Consider the following 14299-nt stretch of genomic DNA (forward strand, 5'->3'; position numbering starts at 1 on the left):
GGCGCGGATTCCGGCCGCCGGGCGATTACCCGAAAGGTAATGGCCCCGGTTCGCCGTTGGCCGTAGCGTCCTGGGGGTGACGACTTCGGTGAAGGCCCCGGCGCGCAGCGCGGTCGGCGTGCTGCTGCGCGAATGGCGCGACCGGCGGCGGATCAGCCAGCTCGACCTGGCGATCTCCGCGGACATCTCGACCCGGCACCTGAGCTTCGTGGAAACCGGCCGGTCCCGGCCGAGCCGAGAGATGGTGCTGCGCCTCGGCGAGCACCTCGACGTGCCGCTGCGGGAGCGCAACCAGCTCCTGCTGGCGGCCGGGTACGCGCCCGCGTACGGCGAAAGCGAGCTGGCCGCGCCGGAGCTGAAGGCCGTCCGGGAGGCGGTGCGCCTGCTGCTCACCGGGCACGAACCGTATCCGGCCGCCGTCGTCGACCGGGCCTGGAACCTCGTCGACGCGAACGCGAGCCTGCAGGTGCTCGTCGACGGCATCGCGCCCGAGCTGCTCACGCCGCCGGTGAACGTCCTGCGCGTCACCCTGCACCCGGACGGCATGGCGCCGAACGTGCTGAACCTGGGGGAGTGGCGGGCTCACCTGCTGGGCCGCCTGCGCCGCCAGGTCGAGGCGACCGCCGACGCCGGCCTCGCCGAGCTGCTGGCCGAACTGCGCGGCTACCCGTGCGACCAGCCGGTGCCGGAGGTCGAACTGCCCGGTCCCGGCGACATCTTCGTGCCGCTGCGCTACCGCCACCAGGGCACCGAACTGACGTTCTTCAGCACGGTGGCAACCTTCGGCACCCCGCTCGACGTCACCGTGGCCGAGCTGGTGATCGAGTCGTTCTACCCGGCCGACCCAGCGACGGCGGCCTACCTGCAGGAGCGGGCGGCGGGCTGAGGTCAGCAGAAAGCTTCGGTGGCGCGGTGAGGGTGTCGGTCTGCGGCGTGCGCGGCTTCGACGGTTTCCCGAGCGAGAATGCAGGCCCCGTCCACCCTCGTCATCGGCCTGGCCGCGGGCGAAGCGGACACCCCAGCCGCCCGATGCGATGGTGAGCCCGGGCGAGCGATGGCAGGATTGGCGGCGACAGTCCAGGAAACCGCAGTGAGGATCCGCCTCCATGGCCATGCCGCCCCTGCTCACCCTGAACAACGCGGTGACCGTCCCGCAGCTCGGCTTCGGCGTCTACAAGGTGGACGCCGACCAGGCCGGGAAGGTGATCGCCACGGCCATCCAGGTCGGGTACCGCAGCATCGACACCGCCACGCTGTACGGCAACGAGGCGGAGGTCGGCGCCGCGATCAGGGACTCCGGCGTGCCGCGCGAGGAGTTCTTCGTCACCACCAAGCTGTGGAACACCGACCACGGGCGCGACCGGGCGCTGCGCGCGTTCGACCGCAGCGCCGACGCGCTCGGGCTCGGGCAGCTCGACCTGTACCTGATCCACTGGCCGCAGCCGCGGCTGGACCGTTACGTCGAGACCTGGCGGGCGCTGGGGGAGCTGCAGCGCGAGGAGCGCGTGCGCGCGATCGGCGTGTCCAACTTCGGGGTGACGCACCTGCGCCGGCTGCTCGACGAGACCGGCGTCGTCCCGGCGGTGAACCAGGTCGAGCTGCACCCGTGGCTCCAGCAGACGGAGCTGCGCGCGTTCCACGCCGAGCACGGCATCGCGACCGAGGCCTGGGCCCCGCTGGCCCGCGGCCGGCTGCTCGGCGAGGGCGTGATCACCGCGCTGGCGGCCAAGTACGGCAAGACGCCCGCCCAGCTGGTGCTGCGCTGGCACCTCCAGCTGGGCACGATCGCGATCCCGAAGTCCGCCACGCCCTCGCGGATCCGGGAGAACTTCGACGTGTTCGACTTCGAGCTGGCGGACGACGATCTCGCCGCACTGTCCGAACTGGACAATGGCACGCGCACCGGGCTGGACCCGGATACCGTGGGCTGAACGCCCTTGGCACAAGAGAAGCGCCGGCTCCCGCGAAGGGAACCGGCGCTTCTCCTACGATCCGGGGCTCAGTACGGCCGGATGCCCGCGGCCGCGAAGTCGGCGCGCTGGGCGGGTTCCTTGAGGAACGCGCGGAAGCTCTGCGTGCCGCGCTGCTGGGTGTCGTCGATCGACGCGCCCGCCAGCCCGACGAACGGGTAGTCGGCGGGCGGGAACGAGCCGATGGTCATCGGCGGCGACCCGATCATGTCCGGCTTGGCGCTGGAGAGCTGACCGGACCAGCTCGAGGACTCGGGGATCCAGCCGTCCGGCAGCCCGCCGATGCTGTCGAGCGAGGCCCGCCCGGTGAGCGCGCTCAGCACGTCGGCCGAGTCCTTGGTCTCGACGGTGACCTGCACGCAGCTGCCGTGCACCACGGTGAGGTCGGAGTTCCAGCGCGCCGCGGCGGCCTGCACCGGCGTGGTGATCTGCGGGGCCACCACGATCCGGATCTGCGACCGGCCGCCGGTGCAGCTCGCCGCCTGGGCCTCCGCGCGGTTGTTCAGCACGCTGTCGGCCCAGTTCCAGCCGAACACGCCGAGCACGATGAGGACCACCAGCCCGGCCACGGCGATCGGCCAGCCGGCGATCCGGCGGCGGGGGGCCTTCTTGGCGACGATCCGGTGCGAGCCGGTCGTCTCACTGCGCCCCTGCTGGGGTTTCGGGGGGTCGAGAGGGTGCGGCACCGGCTCCTCGGCCAGGCTGTGTCGCCCCATCGTTGTCCTTTCGGTATGTGCGCACACGCACAGCTACGCAATCACATCGTTATCACTCTAACAGGCCAGCGACCCTGCGTGAATATCGTTACCGAGCGTGGCTTTCGTGGTACAGCTCAGCTCTCACGGCCCAGCAGGTGCCGGCACAGGGCGATCAGCCGTGCGCGCAGCGGCTCGGCCCGGCGCGCGAACGCGGCCTGGGACCGGGCGTACTCCGCCCGTCCCTCGGCCGTCTCGATGCGGACCGCGGGGTAACCATACGCGGCGAGGTCGTACGGGCTCGCGCGCATGTCCAGCGCCCGCACTTCGGCGGCCAGCTCGAAGCAGTCGCCGACCAGCTCGGCGGGCACGAACGGGTCCAGCTTGTACGCCCACTTGAACAGGTCCATGTTCGCGTGCAGGCAGCCCGGCTGCTCCAGCTCGACCTGGTTCTCGCGGCTGGGCGCCAGCCCGTTGCGCGGCCGCGCGGGATCGGTGAAGAAGCGGAACGCGTCGTAGTGCCCGCACCGGATGTCCAGCGATTCGACGACCGTGTCGGTGCCCGCCGAGCCCAGCCGCAGCGGCACCTGCGCGTGCCGCACCGAGTCCGCGGGCTCGCGGTAGACCATGGCCCACTCGTGCAGCCCGAAGCAGCTCAGCCGCGGTGCGCGTGAGGCTGTCGCGGAGAGCAGGCCCAGCACGAACTCCGCGGTCTTCGCCCGCCGCCCGGTGAACGCGGCCGGGTCGAGCGCCACGCCGTCGGCGGTCTCGGTGAAGGCCGGCCGTTCGAGGAACCGCCGGGCGGCCGGGCCGGCGAGCACGACGCCCGGGCCCGGCTGCCAGCGCTCCACGTGCCCGGGCCGGTGCGAGTAGTAGGTGAACAGGAAGTCCAGCACCGGGTGCTTCTCGCCGCGGGCGCGGCGCTCCTGGTGCGGCCCGGTCCAGGCCCGCATCCGCTCGGCGTGCGCGCTTTCGCGGGCCAGCCACTCGGGTTCGGCGAGCACGACCGGCCCGGTCATGCCGTCACGTGCGTGCCGTCGCGCACGGTCCCCACGTACTCCTCGACCAGGTCCTCCAGCGCGACCACGCCGACCGCCCTGCCCGCGGCGTCCAGTGCCCGGGCCAGGTGGCTGCCTTCCTTGCGCATGGCCGAAAGCGCGACGTCCAGCCGCGCGTCGGAGGACAGCTCGGTGAGCGGGCGCGTCTTCGAATCCGGCACGTACGTGGCCGGGTTCTGGCCCACCAGGTCGAGCACGTCCTTCACGTGGATGTAGCCGGTGAGCGTGCCGTCTTCGGTGCACACCGGGAACCGTGAGAACCCGGTGGAGGACACCGCGCGCTCGACGTCGCCGAGCGTCGGTCCACAAGGGAGGGTGGTCAGCTCGGCGGTGGGCACCAGCACGTCGGCGACGGTCTTCTCGACCGACGACAGCGTCTGCGAAAGCCGCTGGTGCTCCGACTGGTCCAGCAGCCCCTCGCGGCGGGACTCGCTCAGCAGCTCCGCCAGCTCGTCGGAGGTGTACGCGGTCTCCAGCTCGTCCTTCGGCTCCACCTTCACCGCCCGCAGCAGCGAGTTCGAGACGAAGTTGAGGAACCAGATGATCGGGCTCGCCAGCTTCACCCAGCCCACGTGCACCGGCACCAGCCACAGCGCGAGCCGCTCGGGCTCGGCGATGGCGAGGTTCTTCGGCACCATCTCGCCGATCAGCACGTGCAGCATCGTGATGAAGGCCAGCGCGATGGCGAACGAGATCGGGTGCAGCAGCTGCTCGGGCAGGCCCAGCAGGTCGAACAGCCCGGACAGCTGGTGCGCGACCGCGGGCTCGCCGAGGCGGCCCAGCAGCAGCGAGCAGATGGTGATGCCGAGCTGGGCGCCCGCGAGCATCCGCGAAACGTGCTTGCTCGCGTTGATGACGATCTGCGCGCGGGTCTTTCCCTGCTCCAGCAACGCTTCCAGCCGGTCCCGCCGCGAGGAGATCAGGGTGAACTCGGCGCCGACGAAGAACGCGTTGGTGAGCAGGAGGACCGCGACGAGCGCGATGTTCAGCCAGTCGTTCACGCCGGCACCCCCCGTCCCGCGGCGGTCGGCTGCGCGTCGGCCTGTGCCCCGTCGGGCCGGTCCACCGGCCGCACCTGGACCTCGGCGATCCGGTGCCGGTCCATGCTGGTGACGGTGAGCAGCCAGCCGTCGACCTCGGCGGCGTCACCCTCGGCGGGGATGCGGCCGAGCCGTTCCAGCACCAGGCCGGCGATGGTCTCGTAGTCGCCGTCGGGCATCCGGAAGCCGGTGACGTCGGTGACCTCGTCGGCCCGCAGCTGGCCGGAGACCAGCCAGCTGTCGGTGCCGAGCTGCTGCGAAGCCGGGGCCTCGCCCTCGTCGTGCTCGTCGCGGACGTCGCCGATGATCTCCTCGACCACGTCCTCGAGCGTGACCAGCCCGGCCGTGCCGCCGTACTCGTCGACGACGATGGCGAGCTGGTAGCGCGAGTCGCGCAGGCGGTTCAGCAGCGCGTCGCCGGACAGGGATTCGGGCACGGTCGGCACCGGCCGCATGGCCGAGCCGATCCGCATCGTCGCCCGCTCCTCGGCGGTGATGGCGAAGGCCTGCTTGATGTGCACGGCGCCCTGGACGTCGTCGAGATCCTCGGTGTACACGGGGAATCGCGAGAAGCCGGTGCGGCGCGAGATCTCGATGAGGTCGTCCACGGTGTCGTCCACGGTCAGTGATTCGACCTGCACACGCGGGGTCATCAGCTCCTCCGCGGTGCGCTCGCCGAAGCGCAGCGAGCGGTCCAGCAGCTCCGCGGTGGAGGTGTCGAGCGTGCCGCTTTCGGCGCTGGAGCGCACGATCGAGCCCAGCTCCTGCGGCGAGCGCGCCGAGCGCAGCTCCTCCTGCGGCTCGACGCCGAACTTGCGCACCAGGAAGTTGGCGCTGTTGTTCATCAGCGTGATCAGCCAGCGGAACAGCGCGGAGAACCGCGAGTGGTAGCCGGTCACCGCGCGGGCCGTGGCCAGCGGGCGCGCGATGGCGAGGTTCTTCGGCACCATCTCGCCGAGGATCATCGAGAGGAAGGTCGCCACGACCAGCGCGACGGCGATGGAAACGCCTTCGGCGACCGCGTCGGACAGGCCGCCGAACAGCGGCCGGACCAGGTCGCCGATCAGCGGCTCGGCCAGGTAACCGGTGATCAGCGTGGTCAGCGTGATCGCCACCTGGGCGCCGGAGAGCTGGAAGCTCAGGGTGCGGTGGGCCTTCTGCACCGCCAGCGAGCGGCGGTCGCCGGTCTGGCGGACGTCGGCGTCGACCGTGCTGCGCTCCAGCGCGGTGAGCGAGAACTCCGCCGCCACGGCCAGGCCGGTGCCGGCGGTCAGCAGGAGGAACAGGAGCACGCCGAGGACGGAAAGCAGGGCGTGGATCATGCCGCGCCGCCCTTCGTGGCGGGGGGAACGGCTATCGGGAAGCCGGGTTGCTCACCCGGCCCGGTACTGTCACCGGGCGACTGCGCAGCGCGCACGTATGGAGTCACTCCTTGCGAGGAAATCGGCTTGTACTGCGACGATGCCGACAATCTTAACGTGTTCCCCACGCCGGGCGGGGGCGACCGTGGTGTGTCGGGCGGCTCAGCGCGGATGGCGCCCGAGGAGCGCGACGAGGCGGGTGGGCGCGCTCGCGGTCCGGCTCACGGCCACCGGCGGGTCGAACACGCCGAGCCCCTGCCACTCCTCGACCATGGGGCGCAGCATGTCCAGCAGCCGCGCCGCCAGCTCGCCCGGCACGGGGTTGGGCGCGCCGAGCGCGGTGGCCAGGTCCCAGCCGTGCACGGCGAGGTCGAGCGTCATCTGCCAGCCGTAGTCCTCGGCCGGGATCAGGCCGAACGAGACGTGCACCGTGCGCTGGACGGCGCCGGGGGACAGCCACGCCGCACGGGCGGCTGCCGAAGCCTGCTCCCAGGCGGCCAGCGGGTCGTCGCCGAGCACGTCGCCCTCGTACTGGTCGCCGACCTCGTCCAGCGTCGCGCCCGCGAGCAGGTGCGGGACCCACAGCTGCTCGGCGACGAGGTGGTTGACCAGGTCGCGGGCGGACCACTCGGTGCAGGGGGTGCCGCGGCGCCAGTCGCCGGGGCCGGTCTCGCGGACGGCGCGATCGAACACGTCGAGGGCCCGGCCGTGTGCGTCGAGGAGGTCCACGGGCACATTCAACACGAAGGCGCGGGCGGCGCAGCGCGGGGAACCTATCGGGTGGCGCCGGGCCGGTGCCGCCGGACGGTCTCCTCGACCAGGTCCAGCACCGGGCCGAGGTCGTCGCCGGGCAGGCCCATGGCCAGGTGCGAGACCAGGCCTTCGAGGACCAGCTCGAGGAACGCGGTGAGCACGTCCACGTCGACGTCGTCGCGCAGGTTGCCGGCTTCGCGCTGGCGCTTGAGCCGCTCGCGGGTCGCGACGGTCAGCTGCTCGGAGCGCTCGGCCCAGCGCGCGCGGAACTCGGGATCGGTGCGCAGCCGCCGCGAGACCTCCAGCCTGGTGCCGAGCCAGTCGGCGGGGTGCTCGCTGTCGCCGGCCAGCAGCTCGCGCATCACCTGCACCAGGCCCTGCTCCGCGACGACGTCGGCCATCCGCACGGCGTCGTCCTCCGCGAGGGCGAGGAAGAGCGACTCCTTGTCGCGGAAGTGGTGGAAGATGGCGCCGCGGGAGAGCCCCGTCGCTTCTTCGAGGCGGCGTACTGTGGCACCCTCGTACCCGTAGCGGGCGAAGCAGACGCGCGAGCCGTCAAGGATCTGGCGCCGGCGTGCGTCGAGGTGATCCTGGCTGACCCGTGGCATCCTGAAATCCTGACATCCGAGACAGGGTTCTCGCAATCCGTACGTACGTACTGTGACGTGGAGTCGCCGGAACCGATCCGCGCTCCCCGCCGTCCCACAGCCGCTGTGCAGTGCGCGTGTACTGCTGACACGGGCTGAAGCCGTGACTACTCTGTGCACATCACGGTGAGTGAGACTGGGGAAAGGAACGGCCTTGATCATCGGCGAAGCGGGCCGGGCGGCACAGGCGGTCTTCGGCGACGTCCTGCCCGGGGGCCCGGTGTACGGCGGGTCGAGCGGGGGCGGCGGGCGGTTCGAGATGGACGCGGCCGAGCTGGCCTCGGTCATCGGGCTGTGGCAGGACCAGCTGGAGAAGATCACCGCCGACGGGGTCACGATCAAAGCCATCTCGGACGCGATGAAGCCACCGGGCCAGGACCCGGCGAGCGGCGGCTACACCACCACCGGCCTCGATTCGCTGGCCGCGCTCCAGCAGCAGAACGACTCGATGAAGGTGTACGTGCAGGGCTACATCAAGAAGCTCCAGGCGGCCAAGGACAAGACGGTCGCGGCCGACCAGGCCGGCTCCGAATCGTTCGGCCGCGCCCAGTGACTGCGCTGGTGCGGCGGGTTTCCGGGACGGCAGCCGTTGTCCTGGCCGCGCTCTGTGCGTCTGCCTGCTCCGGCACGACGGGCGGCACGGCGGAGCCCGGCCCGTCCTCGTCCGCGCCGGCCGACCCGAACGTGCCCAAGGTCCCGGCTCCGCTGGACGTCTCCGCCTACACGGCCAAGCCTTGCGAGACGGTCCCGTCGTCGGTGCTGTCCTCTTTGGACTACACGGCACCCGGCCAGGCGCACACCGGCTCTGCAGGGGACACCGCCGCGGGGCCCTACTGTGCCTGGATCGCCGGGGCGGCAGGGCTGAGCGTCCAGGTGGGGCTGCTCACCGGCAACCGCGACCGGGGCATCGGCGGGCTCGCCGGGCTGTACGCGGGCAAGGCCTCGGGCCAGGTCGGGTTCCTGGCACCGGCGCCCGACGTGGCGGGCTACCCCGCCGTGTACACGGACCTGCGGGACCGGCGTGCGAGCGGTGACTGCAGCCTGGACGTGGGCATCGCCGACGATCTCGTGTTCTCCGTGTCCGCGCAGGGGTACCAGGGGCAACAGGATTCCTGCCAGGCCGCGGGGACGGTCGCGGCCGCGGTGGTCAGCACGCTCAAGGGGGCTTAGGTGGACGGCAAGCAGATCTACGAGAACTTCAGAAACGGCGACACCGCGGGCCTGCGCAGCGCGGCCACGCAGGTGCAGCAGCTTTCGGCCGCCTACCTGGAACGCGCGCAGGGCATCCGCGACCTGCAGGACCGGATGGCGAAATCCTGGACCGGCGGCGCCGCGGACGCCGCGAAGGCCGGGGCGGGGCCGCTGGAGCTGGCGTTCCACGACACGGCCGACCCGCTCGACATGACCACGGCGTCGGTGGACATGCAGGCCAGCAGCTTCGAGAACTCCAGCCACTCCGTGGTCGAGGTGCCGCCCAAGCCCGACAAGCCGAACCCGTGGACGACCGGGCTGAAGGCGGCCATCCCGATCGCCGGGCCCTTCATGGCGGCCGGCGACGAGAAGTCCTATCAGGACAGCCTCAACCGGTACAACACCGCGAACGAGACCAACGTCCGCGTGATGGACCAGTACAACGGCGTCACCACCAGCACGAAGTCCGTGCTGCCGACCGTGTACGGCACGCTCGAGCCCGACGGCGCCGCGATCTCGCTCAAGACGCCGGTGCCGCCCGGGCACGTCGGCCCGCCCGCCACGGGGAAGCCGGCGCGGACCGGAGGCGGCAGCGGCCAGGGCGCGACTCCCGCGGGCGGCAGCGTGGTGCCCGGCGGGGGATCGGGCGGCCACACGGTGCCCGGCAGCGCGCCCGGCGGCGGGCACCACGGCCCGACCGGCGGCGGCACGACGGGCAGCGCGGGCGGTGGCACAACGGGTGCCGCGGGCGGCGGCACGACCGGCGACACCACGACGTCGCAGGGCAGCAAGTCCGGCCCGTCCCTGGTCACCCCGCCCGCACCCGGCGTGGACGCGGGCGGCGGCCGGGCGAACGGGCCCGGCGGCTCGGCCGTGTTCGTGCCCGGCGGCCCGGGTGGCCAGAATCCTTCCGGCGTAACCGATCCCGAAGGTGGCCTCGGCGGTCGTGGCGGGGCGGGTGGCATCGCCGAGCGTGGCGTGGGCTCGCGTTCGGGCGTCGGCGGAATGGGCGGTGCCGCGGCGCAGGATGCCGCGGCGGCCCGGGCGGCGCAGGGCCGCGCCGGGGCAGCGGGTGGTCCGATGGGCGCGGGCGGGCGCCGCGGTGAAGGCGGCGAAGACGAGGAGCACCAGCGCCCGGACTATCTCGTCGAAGCGGACCCGGACGCGATTTTCGGCACCGACCAGCGGACCAGCCCGCCGGTCATCGGAGAGTAGGCGGTGACCGCGGTGGCGGGACGGGTCGACGTTCCGATCGAGGCGCTGGCGGCGCTGGCCGAGCGTGAGCAGGTCGGCCGGCTGCACGTGACCCTGCGCCCGGAGCCGGTCTGGTTCTCCGACACCGAGCACGACGAGGCGGCCAAACGGGTCGACGACGCGCTGGCGGTGGCCGGGCTGGTCGACGGCCGGGGCCGCGCCACCGTCGACTTCCTCGACTGGCTGCCGCTGCTCGTCAAGCCGTCGCTGGAGTACTACGGCTGGGTGGGCGTCGGCGACACCACGTACGGCGTCCTGGCCGCCGCGAGCGGCCTGCAGGCGGTGCTCGCGGTGTCCGACGGCGAGCACGTCGGCGTCCAGGAGATCGACCGGCAACGGCTGGTGGAGACCCTCGTCGAGCAGTTGCCCGCGGCGGTCGCGGGCGGCGGGAACCCGCGCACGGTAAGGGTTTCCGACCTCGACGACGCTGCCCGCCGCGGCGAGGACGCGTACCCGCTGGACCCGGCGCTGGCCGACGTCGTCAGCCTGGTGCAGCGGCCGGTCCACGGCAGCGGTGAGCTGTACGCCGGCCGTCGCGACGAACTCGGCCGGTACGTCCACCTGGAGGAGCCGCTGCACTACGCCGACACGGACTGGGGCCGCTACCTGAGCTACACCGCCGGCGAGGGCGCGGACGCGGTGATCCACCTCGGCCCCGCCGGTCCGGCCGAGCTGTGCCGCGCCCTGCGGGAGCTGGCGGCCGGCCTGGCCGGCTGAGCGGCCTGCGCGCGCCGCGGAAACGGATAGAGTGCTCGTCGTGGACGCCGCCGAGAGTTCCCAGCCCGCTGCCCTGCTCAACCTGTCGATCTTCGAAGTCAACAAGGTCGCCGTCCAGCTCGCCGAGGCGCAGCGCAGCGGCGACTTCAGCGGTGTCGCCGAGGCCGCGCGCGAGCTGCGTGAGGCCGCCGACGGCCTGGACCGGCTGGCCGAGCTGGTGGCACACCAAGCGGACAGCTGAGCAGTACGGAAAAACGGCGGGCCCGCCGAGTTGTAACAGCGCTAATATAATGGCGCTGTCATAACTCGACCGGAAGGATCCGCCGTGCCCGGCCTCTATCCCGAGATCGAACCGTACGACCACGGAAAGCTCGACGCCGGCGACGGCCACTCCGTCTACTGGGAGGTCTGCGGCAACCCGGCGGGCAAGCCCGCGGTGGTCGTCCACGGCGGCCCCGGCTCGGGCTGCTCGACGGGCCTGCGCCGCTACTTCGACCCGGACCGGTACCGCGTGGTCCTGTTCGACCAGCGCGGCTGCGGGCGCAGCACACCGCACGCCGGCGAGCCCGTCGCGGACCTCTCGGCCAACACCGCCGGGCATCTGCTGGACGACATGGAGCTGCTGCGCACCACACTCGGCATCGAACGGTGGCTGCTGTTCGGCGGCTCGTGGGGCTCGGTGCTGTCGCTGACCTACGCAGTGCGGCATCCCGAGCGCGTCACCGAGCTGGTCCTGATGGGCCTGGCCACCGACCGGCAGCTGGAGATCGGCCTGCTCACCCGCGGGCTGGGCGGGATGTTCCCGGCCGAGTTCGCGCGGTTCCGCGACCTGGTCCCGGAATCCGAGCGGGACGGCGACCTGGCGGCGGCCTACCACCGCCTGCTGATGGACCCCGACCCCGCCGTCCACCACCCCGCCGCGCGCGCCTGGTGCGACTGGGAGGCCGCGATGCTGCCGGGAGTGCCGCCTTCGCCGCGGTTCGACGACCCGGCGTACCGGCTCGCCTTCACCCGCATCGTCACGCATTACTTCTCGAACGGCTGCTTCCTGGAGGACGGCGCCATCCTCCGCGACGCCGCGAAGCTCGCCGGGATCCCCGCCGTGCTGGCCCAGGGCGTCCTTGACCTCAGCAGCCTCACCGGTACGCCGTGGCTGCTGGAGCGGGCGTACCCGGACGCCGAACTGGTGCTCGTCGGCGGCACCGGGCACACCACGTCGACGGACGCGATGCAGAACGTGCTCGTCGGCGCGACCGACCGGTTCGCGGCCGGGTGATCGGGTCTTCCTCAAACGCGGCGGATGACGCTTTCGCCGCACCGAGCGAGAGAAAGCGTCATCCGCCGCGGCGGGGTTTCGTGGTCAGGGGATGAGCAGCGCCGGCGCGCCATCTTCCGCCATCGCTTCTTCGGCCCGGGCCGAGCGCGTGGTCTCGGCCAGCTGCAGCCCGGTGACGCGCGGCGGCACCCGGTCCAGATTCCACTCGGCCAGCAGCAGCGCGACCTTCGACTGCATTTCGGTGCGCAGCCGCAGGAACGAGTCGGCCGGGTCGGCGCCCACCTCGCCGAGCAGCAGCCACCAAGCCCACGCCGCGGCGCCCGCGTTCGCGACGAAGTCCGGGATCACCGCGACTCCGCGCGCCGAAAGCGAGGCCTCGGCTTCCGGTGTCGTGGCGGCGTTGGCCGCTTCGACGACGACCGTGGCCTTCACGAGGTTCTCGTTGTCCACGCGCAGCGCGTACGAGATCGCGGCCGGCACGAGGATGTCGCAGTCGGTGGACACCACGGCGTCGCGCGGCAGCAGGCGCACGCCCTCGGGCAGCTGCGAGCGGTCGACTTCGCCGAAGCGGTCGCGCAGTTCGAGCAGGGCCGGGACGTCGAGGCCTTCGGGGTCGTACAGCGTGCCGGCGGCGTCCGCGACGGCGACGACCTTCACACCGGCCTCGTGCAGGTACCAGGCGGCCCCGCCGCCCATGGTGCCGATGCCCTGGATCGCGACGGTGGTCTCCGGCGCCGTCCAGCCCCAGGCGCTGGCCGCGCCGAGGCAGGCCTGCGCCACGCCGTAGCCGCCGATCACGTCGCCGAGCAGCAGCCCGCCGGGCACCGGCGCGTTGAGACCGGCCTGGACGCGGCGCAGGGTGCGCGCCGGATCCGCCGAACGGCCGATCGCGGCGTGGTAGGACTGCTCCAGCCCGAGCTTCTCGAAGACGGAGTCGATCAGGTGCTGCGGCACGCCGAGGTCTTCGGCGGTCACCCAGCGCGAGTCCAGCCACGGGCGCAGGAACTCGCAGAACCGGGTGAGCACGCCGAACGCGCGCGGGTCCTTGGGGTCGAAGTCGAGGCCGCCCTTGGCGCCGCCGACGGGGAGGTTGAAGGTGGCCGTCTTGTTCGCCATGCCGCGGGCCAGGTCCTCGACCTCTCCCATGGTGCAGCCCGCCCGCATCCGCGTGCCGCCGGTGGCCATGCCGGAAACCAGGCTGTGCACCACGAGGTAACCATGCGCGCCGGTCACGGGATCGGTCCACGTGAGCCTCATCAGCGGTTCGGCGTTCTGCGAGATCATCAGGCCATTCACCTCCAAGAGTCCGGGGCGGCCCGTCACGGCCGCCTCAAGTCGAGGGTGCGCGCGCAAGTGGCTTCGCGTCTATTTAACGAAGCTGCACGAAGTTGTTTAGGGTTGCTGCATGGAGCTTTCGTTGCACCGCTTGCGGATGCTCCGCGAGCTGCACCGCCGTGGCACGGTGACCGCGGCCGCGGTGTCCCTGCACTACACCGCTTCGGCGGTGTCGCAGCAGCTCGCGCAGCTGGAGCGGGACGTGGGCGCGAAGCTGTTCGAACGGCTCGGGCGCCGGGTCCAGCTCACCGAGCTGGGGGTGCTGCTCACCGAGCACGCCGAGGAGATACTGGGCTCGGTCGAGCGCGCGACGCTCGCCTTGGAGGAGGCCCAGGGCACTTTGTCCGTGCGGCTGACGGCCGGGGTGTGGGCGTCGGTGGCCTCCGGGCTGCTGCCGACGGCGCTGACCGCGCTCGCCGCCGAGTACCCGGGCATCCAGGTCCGCACGCGGGAGCTGGCCCCCGAGGACACCGCCGAGGCGGTCCGCGACGGCACGCTGGACCTGTCGTTCGTGATCGACTACTCCGACGCCCCGATGCAGTGGGACGCCGGCCTCGAGCGCGCGGTGGTCGCCGTGGAACGGCTGCACGCGGCGGTTCCCGCGGGCGCGGTGCCGGCCGGGACGGCGTCGCTGGACGAGCTGGCCGAGCACCCGTGGATCCTGGCCAGCCCGAAGTCGCACTTCGGCCGCGCGATGCGGATGGCCTGTCACCGGCACGGGTTCTCGCCCAAGATCAACCACGAGGTGGAGGAGCAGTCGACGGCGATGGCGATGGTCGGCGCCGGGCTGGGCGTCACCCTCGTCTCGGACCTGGGCCTGCGCCTGCTGCGCCCGCCCGGGATCGACGTCGTGACGCTGACGACCCCGCTGCTGCGGACCGTCTCGATCGCCTACCGCCGCACCGAGATCCGGCGGCCTTCGCTGCACCTGGTGATCGGCGCCGTACAGGCCGCGGCGGCGGAGCTGGGGCTGGGTACGGAACCCGCGCTGCCCTGATGGTC

General features: G+C 72.3%; 16 protein-coding genes. 9 read left to right on the plus strand and 7 right to left on the minus strand.

All coding sequences use genetic code 11. The annotated features are described in order from the left end of the window. Positions 1–70: 70 nt before the first annotated feature. Together BMY97_RS05155 and BMY97_RS05160 are read left to right on the plus strand one after the other, a co-directional pair. Complete coding sequence (locus BMY97_RS05155; RefSeq protein ID WP_425425238.1) at positions 71–886, plus strand: helix-turn-helix domain-containing protein; 816 nt, start codon at positions 71–73, stop codon at positions 884–886. 220 nt (positions 887–1106) lie between these two features. Next, positions 1107–1931, plus strand: coding sequence for an aldo/keto reductase (locus BMY97_RS05160; protein WP_091613276.1), 825 nt, complete (start codon positions 1107–1109; stop codon positions 1929–1931). 68 nt (positions 1932–1999) lie between these two features. Here the strand turns inward: BMY97_RS05160 and BMY97_RS05165 are convergent, their stop codons facing one another. From BMY97_RS05165 to BMY97_RS05190, 6 genes are all read right to left on the minus strand, one after another. Continuing rightward, positions 2000–2686: a substrate-binding domain-containing protein gene (locus BMY97_RS05165; protein ID WP_177231195.1), complete on the minus strand. Its 687-nt coding sequence runs from the start codon at positions 2684–2686 to the stop codon at positions 2000–2002. A 116-nt stretch (positions 2687–2802) separates the two neighbouring features. Then, positions 2803–3684, minus strand: coding sequence for a 3-methyladenine DNA glycosylase (locus BMY97_RS05170; protein WP_091613279.1), 882 nt, complete (start codon positions 3682–3684; stop codon positions 2803–2805). Next, positions 3681–4724, minus strand: coding sequence for a hemolysin family protein (locus tag BMY97_RS05175; protein ID WP_091613282.1), 1044 nt, complete (start codon positions 4722–4724; stop codon positions 3681–3683). The genes BMY97_RS05170 and BMY97_RS05175 overlap by 4 nt, the downstream gene beginning before the upstream one ends. Then, complete coding sequence (locus BMY97_RS05180) at positions 4721–6085, minus strand: hemolysin family protein (RefSeq protein WP_091613285.1); 1365 nt, start codon at positions 6083–6085, stop codon at positions 4721–4723. Before BMY97_RS05180 ends, BMY97_RS05175 begins: the two co-directional genes overlap by 4 nt. Positions 6086–6286: 201 nt before the next feature. After that, the gene (locus BMY97_RS05185) at positions 6287–6853 is read right to left on the minus strand and encodes a TIGR03086 family metal-binding protein (RefSeq protein WP_091613288.1); all 567 of its coding nucleotides are present in this window, start codon (positions 6851–6853) and stop codon (positions 6287–6289) included. Positions 6854–6897: 44 nt separating this feature from the next. Beyond that, complete coding sequence (locus BMY97_RS05190; RefSeq protein WP_091613291.1) at positions 6898–7485, minus strand: TetR/AcrR family transcriptional regulator; 588 nt, start codon at positions 7483–7485, stop codon at positions 6898–6900. Between the two features lie 193 nt (positions 7486–7678). Here BMY97_RS05190 and BMY97_RS05195 point away from each other — a divergent pair, with 193 nt between their 5' ends. The 6 genes from BMY97_RS05195 to pip all read left to right on the plus strand — a co-directional run bounded on the left by BMY97_RS05195 (position 7679) and on the right by pip (position 11962). After that, the gene (locus tag BMY97_RS05195) at positions 7679–8077 is read left to right on the plus strand and encodes a hypothetical protein (RefSeq protein WP_091613294.1); all 399 of its coding nucleotides are present in this window, start codon (positions 7679–7681) and stop codon (positions 8075–8077) included. Further along, positions 8074–8694, plus strand: coding sequence for a DUF3558 domain-containing protein (locus tag BMY97_RS05200; RefSeq protein ID WP_245787166.1), 621 nt, complete (start codon positions 8074–8076; stop codon positions 8692–8694). Before BMY97_RS05195 ends, BMY97_RS05200 begins: the two co-directional genes overlap by 4 nt. Further along, a complete protein-coding gene (locus tag BMY97_RS05205) occupies positions 8695–9930 on the plus strand; it encodes a hypothetical protein (protein WP_091613297.1) in 1236 nt (411 codons plus the stop codon). A gap of 3 nt (positions 9931–9933) precedes the next feature. Continuing rightward, complete coding sequence (locus BMY97_RS05210) at positions 9934–10686, plus strand: ESX secretion-associated protein EspG (RefSeq protein WP_091613299.1); 753 nt, start codon at positions 9934–9936, stop codon at positions 10684–10686. 40 nt (positions 10687–10726) lie between these two features. Continuing rightward, complete coding sequence (locus tag BMY97_RS05215; RefSeq protein WP_143086125.1) at positions 10727–10927, plus strand: hypothetical protein; 201 nt, start codon at positions 10727–10729, stop codon at positions 10925–10927. 84 nt (positions 10928–11011) lie between these two features. Continuing rightward, a complete protein-coding gene (gene pip / locus BMY97_RS05220) occupies positions 11012–11962 on the plus strand; it encodes a prolyl aminopeptidase (RefSeq protein ID WP_091613305.1) in 951 nt (316 codons plus the stop codon). An 84-nt stretch (positions 11963–12046) separates the two neighbouring features. Here the strand turns inward: pip and BMY97_RS05225 are convergent, their stop codons facing one another. After that, positions 12047–13246 (minus strand): Glu/Leu/Phe/Val dehydrogenase dimerization domain-containing protein, encoded by a 1200-nt coding sequence (locus tag BMY97_RS05225; RefSeq protein WP_091613307.1) that lies wholly within the window; start codon positions 13244–13246, stop codon positions 12047–12049. A gap of 121 nt (positions 13247–13367) precedes the next feature. Here BMY97_RS05225 and BMY97_RS05230 point away from each other — a divergent pair, with 121 nt between their 5' ends. Then, a complete protein-coding gene (locus BMY97_RS05230; RefSeq protein ID WP_091613310.1) occupies positions 13368–14294 on the plus strand; it encodes a LysR family transcriptional regulator in 927 nt (308 codons plus the stop codon). Positions 14295–14299: the final 5 nt, after the last annotated feature.

Origin of the sequence: Amycolatopsis saalfeldensis (genome assembly GCF_900110575.1) — a bacterium.
GTDB classification, from domain to species: Bacteria; Actinomycetota; Actinomycetes; order Mycobacteriales; family Pseudonocardiaceae; genus Amycolatopsis; species Amycolatopsis saalfeldensis.